This window comes from Klebsiella sp. JN_Kp121 (assembly GCF_040062145.1).
Taxonomy (GTDB): Bacteria; Pseudomonadota; Gammaproteobacteria; order Enterobacterales; family Enterobacteriaceae; genus Klebsiella; species Klebsiella aerogenes.
The window spans coordinates 86480-103607 of record NZ_JBEAHX010000034.1; the positions used below are offsets into that span (position 1 = coordinate 86480).

The 17128-nt window shown below is 53.1% G+C and carries 15 protein-coding genes and 2 tRNA genes; 14 read left to right on the forward strand and 3 right to left on the reverse strand.

Annotated features, from left to right (window positions below; all coding sequences use genetic code 11):
• Nucleotides 1–274 precede the first annotated feature (274 nt).
• The 5 genes from folP to ABLU86_RS22250 all read left to right on the forward strand — a co-directional run bounded on the left by folP (nt 275) and on the right by ABLU86_RS22250 (nt 3651).
• Nucleotides 275–1123 carry a dihydropteroate synthase gene (gene folP / locus ABLU86_RS22230; protein ID WP_032709247.1) on the forward strand — a complete coding sequence of 283 codons (849 nt, stop codon included), beginning with the start codon at nt 275–277 and terminating at the stop codon, nt 1121–1123.
• A complete protein-coding gene (gene glmM / locus ABLU86_RS22235; protein WP_015369516.1) occupies nt 1116–2453 on the forward strand; it encodes a phosphoglucosamine mutase in 1338 nt (445 codons plus the stop codon). Before folP ends, glmM begins: the two co-directional genes overlap by 8 nt.
• A gap of 227 nt (nt 2454–2680) precedes the next feature.
• Nucleotides 2681–3010: a preprotein translocase subunit SecG gene (gene secG, locus ABLU86_RS22240; RefSeq protein WP_015369517.1), complete on the forward strand. Its 330-nt coding sequence runs from the start codon at nt 2681–2683 to the stop codon at nt 3008–3010.
• Between the two features lie 9 nt (nt 3011–3019).
• Nucleotides 3020–3106: transfer RNA gene (locus ABLU86_RS22245), tRNA-Leu, on the forward strand.
• A gap of 149 nt (nt 3107–3255) precedes the next feature.
• Nucleotides 3256–3651 carry a hypothetical protein gene (locus tag ABLU86_RS22250; RefSeq protein WP_015369518.1) on the forward strand — a complete coding sequence of 132 codons (396 nt, stop codon included), beginning with the start codon at nt 3256–3258 and terminating at the stop codon, nt 3649–3651.
• Nucleotides 3652–3689: 38 nt separating this feature from the next.
• Here the strand turns inward: ABLU86_RS22250 and ABLU86_RS22255 are convergent, their stop codons facing one another.
• The 3 genes from ABLU86_RS22255 to argG form a co-directional block, all read right to left on the reverse strand.
• Entirely contained in the window at nt 3690–4241 is a 552-nt protein-coding gene (locus tag ABLU86_RS22255; RefSeq protein ID WP_015369519.1) for a YfaZ family outer membrane protein, read from the reverse strand.
• 173 nt (nt 4242–4414) lie between these two features.
• Nucleotides 4415–5044, reverse strand: coding sequence for a winged helix-turn-helix transcriptional regulator (locus tag ABLU86_RS22260; protein WP_015369520.1), 630 nt, complete (start codon nt 5042–5044; stop codon nt 4415–4417).
• A gap of 170 nt (nt 5045–5214) precedes the next feature.
• The gene (argG, locus tag ABLU86_RS22265) at nt 5215–6558 is read right to left on the reverse strand and encodes an argininosuccinate synthase (RefSeq protein ID WP_015369521.1); all 1344 of its coding nucleotides are present in this window, start codon (nt 6556–6558) and stop codon (nt 5215–5217) included.
• Between the two features lie 306 nt (nt 6559–6864).
• Here argG and ABLU86_RS22270 point away from each other — a divergent pair.
• The 9 genes from ABLU86_RS22270 (at nt 6865) to nlpI (ending at nt 17068) form a co-directional block, all read left to right on the forward strand.
• Nucleotides 6865–6941, forward strand: a tRNA-Met gene (locus tag ABLU86_RS22270).
• A gap of 206 nt (nt 6942–7147) precedes the next feature.
• Nucleotides 7148–7600 carry a ribosome maturation factor RimP gene (gene rimP / locus ABLU86_RS22275; protein ID WP_015703598.1) on the forward strand — a complete coding sequence of 151 codons (453 nt, stop codon included), beginning with the start codon at nt 7148–7150 and terminating at the stop codon, nt 7598–7600.
• Nucleotides 7601–7627: 27 nt separating this feature from the next.
• Nucleotides 7628–9115, forward strand: coding sequence for a transcription termination factor NusA (gene nusA, locus ABLU86_RS22280; protein ID WP_015369524.1), 1488 nt, complete (start codon nt 7628–7630; stop codon nt 9113–9115).
• Nucleotides 9116–9139: 24 nt separating this feature from the next.
• The gene (infB, locus tag ABLU86_RS22285) at nt 9140–11830 is read left to right on the forward strand and encodes a translation initiation factor IF-2 (RefSeq protein ID WP_015369525.1); all 2691 of its coding nucleotides are present in this window, start codon (nt 9140–9142) and stop codon (nt 11828–11830) included.
• Between the two features lie 105 nt (nt 11831–11935).
• Complete coding sequence (gene rbfA / locus ABLU86_RS22290) at nt 11936–12337, forward strand: 30S ribosome-binding factor RbfA (protein WP_002918248.1); 402 nt, start codon at nt 11936–11938, stop codon at nt 12335–12337.
• Entirely contained in the window at nt 12337–13281 is a 945-nt protein-coding gene (truB, locus tag ABLU86_RS22295; RefSeq protein ID WP_015369526.1) for a tRNA pseudouridine(55) synthase TruB, read from the forward strand. Before rbfA ends, truB begins: the two co-directional genes overlap by 1 nt.
• 148 nt (nt 13282–13429) lie before the next feature.
• Nucleotides 13430–13699, forward strand: coding sequence for a 30S ribosomal protein S15 (rpsO, locus tag ABLU86_RS22300; RefSeq protein ID WP_015369527.1), 270 nt, complete (start codon nt 13430–13432; stop codon nt 13697–13699).
• Nucleotides 13700–13940: 241 nt separating this feature from the next.
• Entirely contained in the window at nt 13941–16076 is a 2136-nt protein-coding gene (pnp, locus tag ABLU86_RS22305; RefSeq protein WP_020077840.1) for a polyribonucleotide nucleotidyltransferase, read from the forward strand.
• A gap of 107 nt (nt 16077–16183) precedes the next feature.
• The gene (nlpI, locus tag ABLU86_RS22310) at nt 16184–17068 is read left to right on the forward strand and encodes a lipoprotein NlpI (RefSeq protein ID WP_020077841.1); all 885 of its coding nucleotides are present in this window, start codon (nt 16184–16186) and stop codon (nt 17066–17068) included.
• Nucleotides 17069–17128 lie beyond the last annotated feature (60 nt).

The window sequence follows — 17128 nt, forward strand, 5'->3', positions numbered from 1 at the left end:
GTTTGCAGCGGTTGGCTATGAGATCCTCTTTCGGAACATAGCTATGACGATGGCGTGCTATCGTCCATCGCGTAAAATGTTTTCGGGATGGTGGCGGCTTCAACACGCGCGGATGCGCCGTCTGTCTGATAATATTCATTTTTTGAATATTTAAACGCCGGGGCTTCATTATCCTGTTGAGGAATTGAATGATGTCACCGCCAGAATCTCTAAGATGGTGCGGGCCGAGCCCTGTCCGTACTACAACTGTACAAAACCATAGCGGAAAGAAAACATGCAATTACACGCCCAGGGGTCAACGCTCGATCTCTCCCATCCGCATGTGATGGGGATCCTTAACGTCACGCCAGATTCCTTCTCCGATGGCGGCAGTCATAATTCGTTGATAGAGGCGGTTAAGCACGCCAATCTGATGATTAACGCCGGGGCGACTATTATTGATATCGGTGGTGAATCAACCCGTCCTGGGGCGGCGGATGTCAGCGTCGAGGAAGAGCTGGCGCGGGTGATCCCGGTGGTAGAAGCGATTGCACAGCGTTTTGAAGTTTGGATCTCGGTTGATACCTCGAAAGCCGAGGTAATCCGCGAATCCGCGCGCGCTGGCGCGCATATCATTAACGATATTCGCTCATTAACCGAGCCCGGCGCCCTGCAGGCCGCCGCGCAAACCGGGCTACCGGTGTGCCTGATGCATATGCAGGGGCAGCCGAAAACGATGCAGGAAGCGCCGAAGTACGAAGATGTTTTTGCCGAGGTTGACCGTTTTTTTGCTGAACACATTGTGCGCTGCGAACAGGCGGGGATCGCAAAAGAAAAATTGTTGCTCGACCCGGGATTCGGATTCGGTAAAAATCTTTCCCATAACTATGAACTGCTTGCCCGACTTGGGGAGTTCCATCATTTTGGCCTCCCGCTGCTGGTGGGGATGTCGCGTAAGTCGATGGTGGGTCAGCTGTTGAACGTGGGGCCGTCGGAACGGCTGAGCGGCAGCTTGTCCTGCGCAGTCATTGCTGCAATGCAGGGCGCGCAGATAATTCGCGTCCATGATGTCAAAGAAACGGTAGAAGCGCTGCGCGTGGTGGAAGCCACCCTGGCCGCTAAGGAAAATAAACGTTATGAGTAACCGCAAATATTTTGGCACCGATGGTATTCGTGGCCGCGTTGGCGACGCACCTATTACGCCTGAGTTCGTGCTGAAGCTGGGTTGGGCGGCAGGTAAAGTGCTGGCGCGCCATGGCTCACGTAAAATTATTATCGGTAAAGACACGCGAATTTCTGGCTATATGCTGGAATCCGCGCTGGAAGCTGGCCTGGCGGCTGCGGGCTTGTCCGCTTCGTTTACCGGCCCTATGCCGACGCCGGCAATCGCCTATCTGACCCGCGCCTTCCGCGCTGAAGCGGGAATCGTCATCTCTGCCTCTCATAACCCTTTCTATGACAACGGTATTAAATTCTTCTCTATCGAAGGCACTAAGCTTCCGGATGACGTCGAAGAAGCGATTGAAGCAGAGATGGAAAAAGAGCTGACCTGCGTTGATTCCGCTGAGCTTGGGAAAGCCAGCCGTATCGTCGACGCCGCCGGCCGCTATATTGAGTTTTGCAAAGGCACCTTCCCGAATGAGCTGAGCCTCGGCTCGCTGAAGGTGGTGGTGGATTGCGCCCACGGCGCGACTTACCACATTGCGCCAAATGTATTCCGCGAATTGGGCGCGCAGGTTATCGCGATGGGCTGTGAACCTGATGGGCTGAACATTAACGAAGAGGTCGGCGCAACCGACGTACGCGCGCTGCAGGCTCGCGTGCTGGCGGAAAAAGCCGATCTGGGTATTGCCTATGACGGTGATGGCGATCGCGTCATTATGGTTGACCATGAAGGCAACAAAGTCGATGGCGATCAGATCCTCTATATTATCGCCCGTGAAGGCCTGCGCCAGGGCCAGCTGCGCGGCGGCGCAGTCGGCACGCTGATGAGCAACATGGGGCTTGAGCTGGCGCTGAAGCAGCTTGGCATTCCGTTTACCCGCGCGAAAGTGGGTGACCGTTACGTGCTGGAAAAACTTCAGGAAAAAGGCTGGCGTATCGGCGCGGAAAACTCCGGTCACGTGATTCTGCTCGACAAAACCACCACCGGCGATGGCATTGTCGCCAGCCTGCAGGTGGTGGCGGCGATGGTGCGTAATCATATGAGCCTGCACGATCTGTGCAGCGGTATGAAAATGTTCCCGCAGATTCTGGTCAACGTACGCTTTACCGAAGGCAGCGGCAACCCGCTGGAACATGACAGCGTAAAAGCGGTCACTGCCGAAGTAGAAGCTGCGCTGGGGAATCGTGGGCGCGTGCTGCTGCGTAAATCCGGTACTGAACCGCTGATCCGCGTGATGGTTGAAGGCGAGCATGAAGCGCAGGTGAAGGAATTTGCCCACCGTATCGCCGATGCGGTTAAAAGCGTATAACTATCGCAGCTAAGTGATTAAAAAGGCGGCTCTTGCTGCCTTTTTAAGCATATAAAAACGCTTTTTGCTGTTTTTTTCCGCAGTTGATACAATACGCCAAAATTGCCCTTGCGAAGGTTATTCGCTTTGGTTAGTATTCACACCCGCTTCAGTGGGAAATATTAAAACGTCCCGCTTTATTGGTGAAGCACTTGGTATGCGGCGAATCCGCAAGGAACAGGTTGATTATGTACGAAGCTCTTTTAGTAATTTTCCTTATTGTAGCGATTGCCCTTGTTGGCCTGATCATGCTGCAGCAAGGTAAAGGCGCTGACATGGGAGCCTCCTTCGGAGCAGGCGCTTCCGGCACGTTGTTTGGTTCTAGCGGTTCTGGTAACTTCATGACCCGTATGACCGGCATTCTGGCCGCGCTGTTCTTCATCATCAGTCTGGCGCTGGGTAATATCAACAGCAACAAGACCAATAAAGGAAGCGAGTGGGATAATCTGAGTGCGCCGAAGTCTGAGCAGACTCAGCCAACCGCACCGGCTCAGCCGGCCAGCGATATCCCGCACTAAGTATTCTGTACCGAGGTGGTGGAATTGGTAGACACGCTACCTTGAGGTGGTAGTGCCCTAACGGGCTTGTGGGTTCGAGTCCCATCCTCGGTACCAATATTCCAGAGAAAAGACGCTGAAAAGCGTCTTTTTTTGTTTTTGTTCCCTCTATGCGTTGTTTATTTATAAACAACACTCCGCTGGTTTTGATCCCCGAGAAATCGCTAAAGTCGCCCTCATCAATTTTGACGAGGTTCAGTGACGCCATGCGTACTTTAAAAGTAGTTATCATTGCCGGTGTATTGGGCCTGGCCGGATGCAGCAGTCATTCGTCGCCAGAAACAGTAGACACGTTGAATACCCTGCAGGTGCCGGTTATAAATAATTCCGCGGCCGCGCCGGAATCATCAACGGTCGTTAACTATTTTCAGGATAACAGCCTGCTTATCAGCAAGTTAAGCCAGTCGCTCAAAAGCAACTATTTACAGGATGTAGATAAACGGGATGTCTTTGATAAAGATAGCGAGGCGTATCAGGTTTACGGGGCGTTAACCAAACTTGAACAAATGGCTTCGATGAACGACGTCTACCGTAAAGAGAACAATATTGCGGGCTTGCAGGAAATTAATAAACTGCTGAAAACCATACCATCTCTTGCATAAAAAGAGGGATTGCCGGCAGGCAATCCCGTTTGCCGCGCTTAGAAACGGAAATTGAAACCCGCATAGGCGCCATCCGCCAGAACGTTATCGCGGTGGTCATGTTTACCCGCCATATCGATATAGCGATAGCCCGCTTCGATGCTCATGGATTTGATGATATTGACGCGTAAGCCGGCATTGGCTTCGAGATATTCATCAACGCCGCTGGACATGGAATCCGGGGAATAATAAGCCTCACCGAACAAGGTAAAGAAATCGCCAAGCGGTAGTTGAGCACCGCCGCCGAGGGCAATCGCATAGCCTTCATCGCCATCGTTCGGATTCAGATATACCGCTTTACCGCCAGCCGTCAGCAGGAACGGACCGAGATCAAAGTTATAGCCCATGCCCAATCCCACCGTATCGCCATCGTTATCGCTATGCGCCCAGTTACCGTTAAAGGTCATTCCGGGAGCCTGCGGGTTAAAGCTGGCTGATAAGTTGGTGAATTCTGAACCGGCTTCACCGTGAAGATTAACGGAAGCGAAGGCGGCGCTGCTGGCGCTCAGGGCCGCGATAAGCAGGATGGATTTCAATCTGAACATGCTCATTATTCATATTCCTTCGGGTAAAAAAATGCCCGATACGAGCGCTCGGGCAAAATTAACGGGTTTCTGGTTTAATAGTTATGTGCAGAATAGAAGCATTTATCGCCCGCCGTTACCGTTTATATGTTTAATTTTAAACAATGGCCGAGGGCGATAAGTTGCTGGTCAAGCGGGGACTAAAACTTCTCAGGCAGGGAGGTGATACTCTGTAAATAACCACCGCGGGCAAACTCGATATAGCCGCCCTTTTTCAACGCTGATAACACATTCAGAATACTGCTGCGCGACAAGTGTGTGCGGTCCTGAATATATTCCAGCATGGATACCCGCGAGCGGGTCTCTTCAGGAAGCAGTAACATTTCCATTAAATGATTACGAATGACCGAATAAGTCCGCTGTTGTAATACTAAATCGTCGCGATACACCAAATAAGAGGTGTGGTAAGCCAGCAGCCGGGTGACCTCTTCCCACATGTTATGCTCACTGAAGAGTTGCATGGCTTTATCGCTGTCAATCCGCAGGATCTCCGTATCGACTTCCGCACGAAGGCCATGGCTACGGCTGGGCTGCAGCATTTCGGCTACGCCAAACAGGTGCGGCTCATAGACGGTGACCATAAGTAATCTGTCCGATGAGCGAAAAATGGAGAGCTCACCTTTCTTAAACAGATAGAGCTGGATTTTGCCTTTATATTCCCAGCTAAGCCTTTTCCTTGCGACCATATTTATTGGCGTGGCATGCGGTTCCAGCAACGACATCAGACGATTGATCGCGTCTTGCGGCCGAACGGGAGGTTTAATATTCATTGCGATCCTCTCGGTATAAGAGTACAGGTATTCGATAAATTATAGATGGTGATTATTAAAAATAGTGATGTCATAAACTATAACGATAAAGCAGAGTTGTTATTTAGGATTTATTGCGGAAATAAAAAAGCCGGCGGGTTAGCGCCGGCTGGAGAGTTTGGCTTCGCGGTTTATTTATCGCGATTTTCCAGGTTTTCAACCTGTGGCAGACCGGTGGCGGAAGACGCGCTGAGTAGCCCGGATTGGGCATAGCCGAATAGCTTCTCACGGGTATCGGTAATGTCCAGGTTGCGCATGGTCAGCTGGCCGATACGATCTTCAGCGGTAAACATGGAATCGCCTTTTTCCATAGTCAGACGCTCTGCTTTATAGGTCAGGTTGTCTGAAACGGTATTCAGGATTGAGTAGTCGTTGCCGCGACGCAGTTCCAGAGTCACTTCGCCGGTGATCTGACTGGCGACCCAACGCTGCAGCGAATCGCGCAGCATCAGCGCCTGGGAATCGAACCAGCGACCCTGATAGAGCAGGCGACCCAACTGACGGCCATGAGCATGATATTGCTCAATGGTATCTTCGTTGTGGATACCAGTCAGCAGGCGCTCGTAGGCGATATGCAGCAGTGCCATCCCCGGTGCTTCATAGATGCCGCGGCTTTTCGCTTCGATGATGCGGTTTTCAATCTGATCGCTCATGCCCAGACCGTGGCGACCGCCGATGCGGTTAGCTTCCAGCATCAGTTCGACGTCATCGCTGAACGTTTTACCATTCAGCGCAACCGGATGACCCTGTTCAAAACGCACGGTCACTTCTTCAGCGGCGATTTTTACGCTTTCATCCCAGAACTTCACACCCATAATCGGGTTGACGATTTTCACGCTGGAATTAAGGAATTCGAGATCTTTTGCTTCGTGCGTCGCGCCCAGCATGTTGGAATCGGTGGAATAGGCTTTCTCGACAGACATTTTGTAGTCGAATCCGCAGGCTATCATAAACTCGGACATTTCATGACGGCCGCCCAGTTCATCAATGAAATCGCTATCCAGCCACGGCTTGTAGATCTGCAGTTCCGCATTGGTCAGCAGGCCGTAGCGATAAAAACGCTCGATATCGTTGCCTTTATAGGTGCTACCGTCGCCCCAGATGTTGACGCCATCTTCTTTCATTGCGGCAACCAGCATGGTGCCGGTCACGGCTCGGCCCAGCGGCGTGGTGTTGAAATAGGTTAAGCCGCCGGTGGTGTTATGGAATGCGCCGCACTGAATCGCTGCGATGCCTTCCGCCACCAGTTGTTTACGGCAATCAATCAGACGAGCGCCTTCTGCGCCATACTCTTTCGCACGACGCGGAATGGCCTCGTAGTCGTCTTCGTCAGGCTGGCCCAGATTCGCGGTATATGCATAAGGAACCGCGCCTTTTTTACGCATCCACAGCAGGGCGGCGCTGGTATCCAGCCCACCGGAGAAAGCAATACCAATACGTTGACCAACCGGGAGATGCTTAAGAATCGTCGTCATAAAATAAAACCCTGCTAGATAGACTGTGGTGAGTTCGACTCAACAACAAATTTGCATTTTTATGCACTAATTGTGAGTTTTCATTTAATCATCTTTTGCTGGCGACAGGAAGAGCCTGATGGTGATTTTGCTAAAAAAGCCTGAAATGCCAGCATAAACGGCAAGCGGGTGGTGTAAAATGGATGTTGACAAAATATATGATTTATCGATACAATTCACCACGATTTTATGTCCCGTCCTCGGTACCAAATCCCAGCAATATTTGCGTCTTTTGCTCAGAAAGAGTAAAATATGCCACGTTTCAGGCGCGGGGTGGAGCAGCCTGGTAGCTCGTCGGGCTCATAACCCGAAGGTCGTCGGTTCAAATCCGGCCCCCGCAACCACTTTCCCATTAAGTACTTTTTCAAATATACTGTGAGGACTAGGTCCTTCGTAGCCGGATTTGAAAGAATTCTTCTGGAAGGTGTTCCAGATCGCAATTGCGGTCTCAGGGTTCAGTTATCTAAAGCCCCGATTTATCGGGGTTTTTTGTTATCTGACTTCAGAATAACTGGGCTATACGCCCTTTTTTTATGTCTTGGGGGTGGGTTTGTCCACATTAGAGCAAAAATTAACAGAGATGCTCACTGCGCCAGTTGAAGCGCTTGGCTTTGAGCTGGTCGGCATCGAATTTATTCGCGGTCGCACATCCACACTGCGCATCTATATTGATAGTGAAGATGGCATCAATGTTGATGATTGTGCTGATGTGAGCCACCAGGTCAGTGCTGTCATGGATGTCGAAGATCCAATCACCGTCGCTTACAACCTGGAAGTCTCTTCGCCTGGTCTCGACCGTCCGATGTTTACTGCTGAACACTATCAACGTTTCACCGGTGAAGAAGTTTCGCTGGTGCTGCGTATGGCGGTACAGAACCGTCGTAAATGGCAGGGCATTATCAAAGCGGTAGACGGTGAGATGATCACGGTAACCGTCGAAGGCAAAGATGAAGTGTTCGCGCTGAGTAACATCCAGAAGGCGAACCTGGTTCCCCACTTTTAACAGTCTGGATTGAGGTGAAAGGCCCCGATGAACAAAGAAATTTTGGCTGTTGTTGAAGCCGTTTCCAACGAAAAAGCGCTGCCGCGCGAGAAGATTTTCGAAGCGTTGGAAAGCGCTCTGGCAACGGCGACCAAGAAAAAATACGAACAAGAGATCGACGTTCGCGTAGAAATCGACCGTAAAAGCGGTGATTTCGACACCTTCCGTCGCTGGCTGGTGGTTGAAGAGGTGACTCAACCGACTCGCGAGATCACGCTGGAAGCGGCGCGTTACGAAGATGAAAGCATGAACGTCGGCGACTACGTTGAAGATCAGATTGAATCTGTCACCTTCGACCGTATCACCACGCAGACCGCTAAACAGGTTATCGTACAGAAAGTACGTGAAGCTGAGCGCGCGATGGTTGTCGATCAGTTCCGCGAGCACGAAGGTGAGATCATCACCGGCGTGGTGAAAAAAGTAAACCGCGACAACATCACTCTGGATCTGGGCAGCAACGCTGAAGCCGTGATCCTGCGTGAAGATATGCTGCCGCGTGAAAACTTCCGTCCGGGCGACCGTATTCGCGGCGTGCTGTACGCCGTTCGTCCGGAAGCGCGCGGCGCGCAGCTGTTCGTGACTCGCTCCAAACCGGAGATGCTGGTCGAACTGTTCCGCATTGAAGTGCCGGAAATTGGCGAAGAAGTGCTGGAAATCAAAGCCGCAGCCCGCGATCCGGGTTCTCGTGCGAAAATCGCCGTGAAAACCAATGACAAGCGTATCGACCCGGTTGGCGCTTGCGTAGGTATGCGCGGCGCGCGCGTTCAGGCGGTTTCTACCGAGCTTGGCGGCGAGCGCATCGATATCGTCCTGTGGGATGATAACCCGGCGCAGTTCGTGATTAACGCCATGGCGCCGGCTGACGTCGCGTCCATCGTGGTGGATGAAGATAAACACACCATGGACATCGCGGTAGAAGCGGGCAACCTGGCGCAGGCGATCGGCCGTAACGGTCAGAACGTCCGCCTGGCATCGCAGCTCAGCGGCTGGGAACTCAACGTCATGACCGTTGATGACCTGCAGGCTAAGCACCAGGCTGAAGCCCATGCCGCTATCGATACCTTCACCAAATATCTCGATATTGATGAAGATTTCGCAACCGTACTGGTTGAAGAGGGCTTCTCCTCGCTGGAAGAACTGGCCTATGTGCCGATGAAAGAACTGCTGGAAATCGACGGCCTTGATGAAGCGACCGTTGAAGCACTTCGTGAGCGTGCGAAAAACGCACTGACTACACTGGCGCTGGCTCAGGAAGAAAGCCTGGGAGACAACAAACCTGCCGACGATTTATTGAATCTGGAAGGTTTGGACCGTGCTCTGGCGTTTAAGCTGGCTGCCCGTGGTGTTTGTACGCTGGAAGATCTCGCCGAACAGGGCGTTGATGACCTGGCTGATATCGAAGGTATGACCGACGAGAAAGCTGGTGAACTCATCATGGCTGCTCGCAACATTTGTTGGTTCGGCGACGAAGCGTAATAAACTGTAGCAGGAAGGAACAGCATGACAGATGTGACTATTAAAGCGCTGGCCTCAGAAATTCAGACCTCTGTGGATCGCCTGATACAGCAATTTGCTGATGCAGGTATTCGCAAATCGGCTGATGATTCTGTGACCGCGCAAGAGAAGCAAACCTTGTTAACGCACCTGAACCGTGAACACGGCTCGGCGCCTGACAAGCTGACGTTGCAGCGTAAAACGCGCAGCACGTTGAATATTCCAGGTACCGGTGGAAAGAGTAAATCGGTACAAATCGAAGTCCGCAAGAAACGCACCTTTGTGAAACGCGATCCGCAAGAGGCTGAACGCCTGGCCGCGGAAGAGCAGGCGCAGCGTGAAGCGGAAGAGCAAGCCCGTCGTGAAGCTGAAGAAGCAGCTAAGCGCGAGGCGCAATTAAAAGCTGAACGTGAGGCCGCAGAACAAGCTAAACGTGAAGTCGCTGAAAAAGCGAAACGTGAAGCCGCGGAAAAAGACAAAGTGAGCAATCAACATACCGACGAAATGACCAAGACCGCCCAGGCTGAAAAGACCCGCCGTGAGAACGAAGCAGCGGAGCTGAAGCGCAAATCGGAAGAAGAAGCACGCCGCAAACTTGAAGAAGAAGCGCGCCGTGTAGCGGAAGAAGCACGCCGTATGGCTGAAGAAAATGAAAAAAACTGGAGTGAAACTCCGGAAACCCCAGAAGAAACGACCGACTATCACGTAACCACGTCTCAGCATGCGCGTCAGGCTGAAGATGATAACGATCGTGAAGTTGAAGGCGGTCGCGGCCGTGGCCGTAACAGCAAAGCTGCTCGCCCGGCGAAGAAAGGCAACAAACACGCTGAATCGAAAGCTGACCGTGAAGAAGCCCGTGCGGCCGTTCGCGGCGGTAAAGGCGGCAAACATCGCAAAGGTTCTTCTCTGCAGCAGGGCTTCCAGAAGCCGGCTCAGGCCGTTAACCGCGATGTTGTGATCGGCGAAACCATCACCGTTGGCGAGCTGGCCAACAAAATGGCGGTCAAAGGTTCTCAGGTCATCAAAGCGATGATGAAACTGGGCGCGATGGCGACCATCAACCAGGTCATCGACCAGGAAACCGCTCAGCTGGTTGCCGAAGAGATGGGCCACAAAGTTATCCTGCGTCGTGAAAACGAGCTGGAAGAAGCAGTAATGAGCGACCGTGACACCGGCGCTGCGGCAGAACCGCGCGCACCGGTAGTGACCATCATGGGTCACGTTGACCACGGTAAAACCTCTCTGCTGGACTACATTCGTTCTACTAAGGTCGCCTCCGGCGAAGCGGGTGGTATTACCCAGCACATCGGTGCGTACCACGTAGAAACCGACAACGGCATGATCACCTTCCTGGACACCCCGGGCCACGCCGCGTTTACCTCCATGCGTGCTCGTGGTGCGCAGGCGACGGATATCGTGGTTCTGGTGGTGGCGGCAGACGACGGCGTGATGCCGCAGACTGTGGAAGCTATCCAGCACGCCAAAGCGGCGCAGGTGCCGGTAGTGGTTGCAGTGAACAAGATCGATAAGCCGGAAGCGGATATGGATCGCGTGAAGAACGAACTCTCCCAGTACGGCGTGATGCCGGAAGAGTGGGGCGGCGAAGCGCAGTTCATCCCAGTATCGGCGAAAGTCGGTACCGGTATCGACGACCTGCTGAACGCTATCCTGCTGCAGGCTGAAGTTCTCGAACTGAAAGCGGTACGTAACGGTATGGCGAGCGGCGCGGTCATCGAATCCTTCCTGGATAAAGGTCGTGGTCCGGTAGCTACCGTTCTGGTTCGCGAAGGTACTCTGCACAAGGGCGATATCGTACTGTGTGGCTTTGAATATGGCCGCGTACGTGCGATGCGTGACGAACTGGGTCGCGAAGTGCTGGAAGCGGGTCCGTCCATTCCGGTGGAAATCCTCGGTCTGTCCGGCGTTCCGGCTGCGGGTGATGAAGTTACCGTCGTTCGTGACGAGAAAAAAGCGCGTGAAGTTGCGCTGTATCGTCAGGGCAAATTCCGTGAAGTTAAACTGGCTCGCCAGCAGAAATCTAAACTGGAAAACATGTTCGCTAACATGACCGAAGGCGAAGTTCACGAAGTGAACATCGTGCTGAAAGCGGACGTGCAGGGTTCTGTCGAAGCGATTTCCGATTCCTTGCTGAAACTGTCTACCGACGAAGTGAAAGTGAAGATCATCGGTTCCGGCGTAGGTGGTATCACCGAAACCGACGCGACCCTGGCTGCAGCTTCCAACGCGATTCTGGTTGGCTTCAACGTTCGTGCCGATGCTTCCGCACGTAAAGTTATCGAGTCAGAAAGCCTGGATCTGCGTTACTACTCCGTCATCTATAACCTGATCGACGAAGTGAAAGCGGCGATGAGCGGCATGCTGTCTCCGGAACTGAAACAGCAGATCATTGGTCTGGCTGAAGTGCGTGATGTCTTCAAATCGCCGAAATTCGGCGCCATCGCGGGCTGTATGGTTACCGAAGGTACGATTAAACGTCACAACCCAATCCGCGTACTGCGCGACAACGTGGTTATCTATGAAGGCGAGCTGGAATCCCTGCGCCGCTTTAAAGATGACGTTAACGAAGTTCGTAACGGCATGGAATGTGGTATCGGCGTGAAGAACTACAACGACGTTCGCGTTGGCGATATGATCGAAGTGTTCGAAATCATCGAAATCCAGCGTAGCATCGATTAATCGTCAGATAGCTAAGCGTAGGCCGGGTAAGCGAAGCGCCACCCGGCAATAATTTTAAAAAGGGGCTTTTGGCCCCTTTTTTGTCTTTATTCTGGAGAATTTATTATGGCGAAAGAATTCGGTCGCCCGCAGCGCGTGGCCCAGGAGATGCAAAAAGAAATTGCCATCATCCTGCAGCGTGAAATCAAAGACCCGCGTCTGGGCATGATGACCACCGTTTCCGGCGTAGAAATGTCCCGTGACCTGGCCTATGCCAAAGTGTATGTCACTTTCCTCAACGACAAAGATGAAGCCGCGGTGAAAGCGGGCATCAAAGCGCTGCAGGAAGCGTCTGGTTTTATCCGCTCTCTGCTGGGCAAAGCGATGCGCCTGCGCATCGTGCCGGAACTGACTTTCTTCTACGACAACTCGCTGGTCGAAGGGATGCGCATGTCCAATCTGGTTACCAGCGTGGTGAAACACGACGATGAGCGTCGTGTGAACCCGGACGACAGCAAGGAGGACTAATGAGTCGTCCTCGTCGTCGCGGCCGCGACGTGCACGGCGTATTGCTGCTGGATAAGCCTCAGGGCGCCTCCAGCAACGATGTGCTGCAGAAAGTAAAACGTATTTATAATGCCAACCGCGCTGGCCATACCGGCGCGCTGGATCCGCTGGCGACCGGTATGCTGCCGGTCTGCCTTGGCGAAGCGACTAAGTTTTCCCAGTATCTGCTGGATTCTGATAAGCGTTATCGCGTGATCGCCAAACTTGGTCAGCGTACGGATACCTCCGACGCCGATGGCCAGGTGGTGGAGGAACGCCCGCTAACCTTTAACGAAGAACAGCTGGCGGCGGCGCTGGATAGCTTCCGCGGCGAGACTCAGCAGGTGCCGTCGATGTACTCGGCGCTGAAATATCAGGGTAAAAAGCTGTACGAATACGCTCGTCAGGGCATTGAGGTTCCGCGTGAAGCCCGGCCGATTACGGTCTATGAGCTGCTGTTTATTCGCCATGAAGGCGATGAACTGGAGCTTGAGATCCACTGTTCGAAAGGTACCTACATCCGTACGATTATCGATGATTTGGGCGAGAAGCTTGGCTGCGGCGCGCACGTGATTTTCCTGCGTCGCCTGGCGGTGAGCAAATACCCGGTCGAGCGGATGGTGACCCTGGAGCAACTGCAGGCGCTGGTCGAACAGGCGGCGGCAGAGGATATTCCCGCCGCTCAACTGCTTGACCCGCTGCTGATGCCGATGGATAGCCCGGCGTCGGATTACCCGCTGGTTCATATTCCGGAAACTTCCGCGGTCTACTTTAAAAACGGTAACCCGGTTCGTCAGTCAGGCGCGCCGCTGAACGGGCTGGTGCGAGTGATGGAAAGCGAGTCCGGTAAGTTCCTCGGTATGGGCGAAATCGACGATGAAGGCCGCGTCGCGCCTCGTCGTCTGGTGGTGGAATACCCACAGTAAGCGCTTTTGTTGCGATAAAAGCCTGCTACGAGTAGAATATCGCCGCTTAACGTCCGCTAAAGTGTTTTAACATTTTCGGGCGTTGCATCAGGGGTTGCTGAATTAGAGATCGGCACCCTTTCTTTACTTATAATTTTGGAGTTTGAAAATGTCTCTAAGCGTTGAAGCTAAAGCACAAATCGTTTCTGAGTTCGGTCGTGGCGCAAACGACAGCGGTTCTACTGAAGTTCAGGTTGCACTGCTGACTGCACAGATCAACCACCTGCAGGGTCACTTTGCAGAGCACAAAAAAGATCACCACAGCCGTCGTGGTCTGCTGCGCATGGTTTCTCAGCGTCGTAAACTGCTCGACTACCTGAAACGTAAAGATGTTGCACGTTACTCTTCGCTGATCGAGCGTCTGGGTCTGCGTCGCTAATTCTGCGAGTTTCAGAAAAAGGGGCCTCACGGCCCCTTTTTTCGACCAGGCGGCAGCAATTCATTAAAAACTCATGTATTGTTGCTATTAATGATCTTCATGCAGAGGTTCGCGCGGCTAATGAGAGGCTTCATCCGCAGGGGCGGGTAAAGGTTGTCATTAGTCGCGAGGATGCAGAGGATCGGGTCATCAGGCGCGATATCGTAGATATGGCGTCATTTTTAGATAAAAGGATAGAATTTTGCTTAATCCGATCGTTCGTAAATTCCAGTACGGCCAGCACACCGTAACCCTGGAAACCGGCATGATGGCGCGCCAGGCAACGGCCGCTGTGATGGTTAGCATGGATGACACCGCGGTATTCGTTACCGTTGTGGGTCAGAAAAAAGCGAAGCCGGGCCAGGACTTCTTCCCGCTGACTGTTAACTACCAGGAGCGTACCTACGCTGCCGGTAAAATCCCAGGTGGCTTCTTCCGTCGTGAAGGCCGTCCAAGCGAAGGCGAAACCCTGATCGCGCGTCTGATTGACCGCCCGGTTCGTCCGCTGTTCCCGGAAGGCTTCGTTAATGAAGTCCAGGTTATCGCTACCGTTGTTTCCGTTAACCCGCAGGTTAACCCGGATATCGTCGCGATGATCGGCGCTTCCGCAGCGCTGTCGCTGTCCGGTATTCCGTTCAATGGCCCAATCGGCGCCGCTCGCGTGGGTTACATCAACGACCAGTACGTACTGAACCCAACCCAGGAAGAGCTGAAGTCCAGCAAACTGGATCTGGTGGTTGCCGGTACCGAAGCGGCCGTACTGATGGTTGAATCCGAAGCTGAACTGCTGAGCGAAGACCAGATGCTGGGCGCGGTGGTCTTTGGCCACGAGCAGCAGCAGGTTGTTATTCAGAACATCAACGACCTGGTGAAAGAAGCCGGTAAACCGCGTTGGGACTGGCAGCCGGAAGCCGTCAACGAAGCGCTGAACGCGCGCGTTGCTGCGCTGGCTGAATCCCGCCTGAGCGATGCTTACCGTATCACCGACAAACAAGAGCGTTACGCTCAGGTTGACGTCATCAAATCTGAAACCATCGCGACGCTGGTTGCCGAAGATGAAACCCTGGACGCCAACGAACTGGGTGAAATCCTGCACGCTATCGAGAAAAACGTCGTTCGTAGCCGCGTACTGGCAGGCGAGCCGCGTATCGATGGCCGCGAAAAAGACATGATCCGTGGTCTGGACGTTCGTACCGGCGTACTGCCGCGTACTCACGGTTCCGCACTGTTTACCCGTGGCGAAACTCAGGCGCTGGTTACTGCGACTCTGGGTACCGCACGCGACGCGCAGAACATCGACGAACTGATGGGCGAGCGCACGGACTCCTTCCTGTTCCACTACAACTTCCCTCCGTACTCCGTAGGCGAAACTGGCATGGTTGGTTCTCCGAAGCGTCGTGAAATCGGTCACGGTCGTCTGGCTAAGCGCGGCGTTCTGGCCGTAATGCCGACAATCGACGAATTCCCGTACACCGTTCGCGTGGTATCTGAAATTACCGAATCCAACGGTTCTTCTTCCATGGCTTCCGTCTGTGGCGCATCTCTGGCGCTGATGGACGCTGGCGTGCCGGTGAAAGCCGCCGTTGCGGGTATCGCAATGGGTCTGGTGAAAGAAGGCGATAACTTCGTCGTACTGTCCGACATTCTGGGCGACGAAGACCACCTTGGCGATATGGACTTCAAAGTTGCGGGTTCTCGCGACGGTATCTCTGCGCTGCAGATGGATATCAAAATTGAAGGTATCACCAAAGAAATCATGCAGGTTGCTCTGAACCAGGCTAAAGGTGCGCGTCTGCACATCCTGGGCGTGATGGAACAGGCGATTAACGCGCCGCGCGGCGACATCTCCGAATTCGCGCCGCGTATCCACACCATCAAGATCAACCCGGACAAGATCAAAGACGTTATCGGTAAAGGCGGTTCTGTTATCCGTGCCCTGACCGAAGAAACCGGCACCACCATCGAAATCGAAGATGACGGTACCGTGAAGATCGCAGCGACCGACGGCGACAAAGCTCAGCACGCTATCCGCCGTATCGAAGAGATCACCGCTGAGATCGAAGTTGGCCGTATCTACAATGGTAAAGTGACCCGTATCGTTGACTTTGGCGCATTCGTTGCCATCGGCGGCGGTAAAGAAGGTCTGGTTCACATCTCTCAGATCGCTGACAAGCGCGTTGAGAAAGTGACTGATTATCTGCAGATGGGTCAGGAAGTACCGGTTAAGGTTCTGGAAGTTGACCGTCAGGGCCGCGTACGTCTGAGCATTAAAGAAGCAACTGAGCAGGCTCAGCCAGCTAACGCGCCGGAAGCTCCGGCCGCAGAGCAGGGCGAGTAAGGTTGCCGATTGCCCTCCGCTTCGGCGGAGGGTCTATTCCGGGCAGGATGCCTTTTTGCAGCCGGGGAACTGGACGTTCATCCAATCGTTGTCTTCGGGAGTGGGAAATGAAGCCTTTTCTGCGCTGGTGTTTCGTGGCGACAGCTCTCACGCTGGCAGGATGCAGCAACTCTGCCTGGCGTAAGGACGCCGTCCTCGCGGTACCATTGCAACCGACTTTGCAGCAAGAAGTGATTCTGGCGCGCATGGAACAAATTCTTGCCAGTCGGGCTTTAACCGATGACGAACGCGCACAGCTTTTATATGAGCGCGGAGTGTTGTATGATAGTCTCGGTCTGAGGGCATTAGCGCGAAATGATTTTTCACAAGCGCTGGCAATCCGACCCGATATGCCTGAGGTATTCAATTACTTAGGCATTTATTTAACGCAGGCAGGCAATTTTGATGCTGCCTATGAAGCGTTTGATTCTGTACTTGAGCTTGATCCAACTTACAACTACGCGCACTTAAACCGCGGCATCGCTCTGTATTACGGTGGCCGTGCTAAGTTAGCGCAAGATGATCTGCTGGCGTTTTATCAAGACGATCCCAATGATCCTTTCCGCAGTCTGTGGTTATACCTCGCCGAGCGTAAGCTTGATGAGAAGCAGGCGCTTGAAGCACTGAAACAGCGCTTCAACAAGTCGGACAAAGAGCAATGGGGATGGAACATTGTCGAGTTCTACCTTGGCGACATTAGCGAAAAAGAGCTAATGACCCGTCTGAAGGCAGACGCAACGGATAACACCTCGCTCGCTGAGCATCTCAGTGAAACCAACTTCTATTTAGGTAAGTACTACCTAAGTCTGGGGGACAAGGACAGCGCTACGGCACTGTTCAAACTGGCGGTCGCTAACAACGTTCATAACTACGTTGAGCACCGATACGCATTGTTGGAATTATCGCTCTTGGGCCAGGAGCAAGATGACCTGGCAGAATCGGACCAGCAATAGCTGACGAACACACATCAGCCCTTTTTTTGATTGCCATCACCTTCGCGGGTGAGGGCGTTG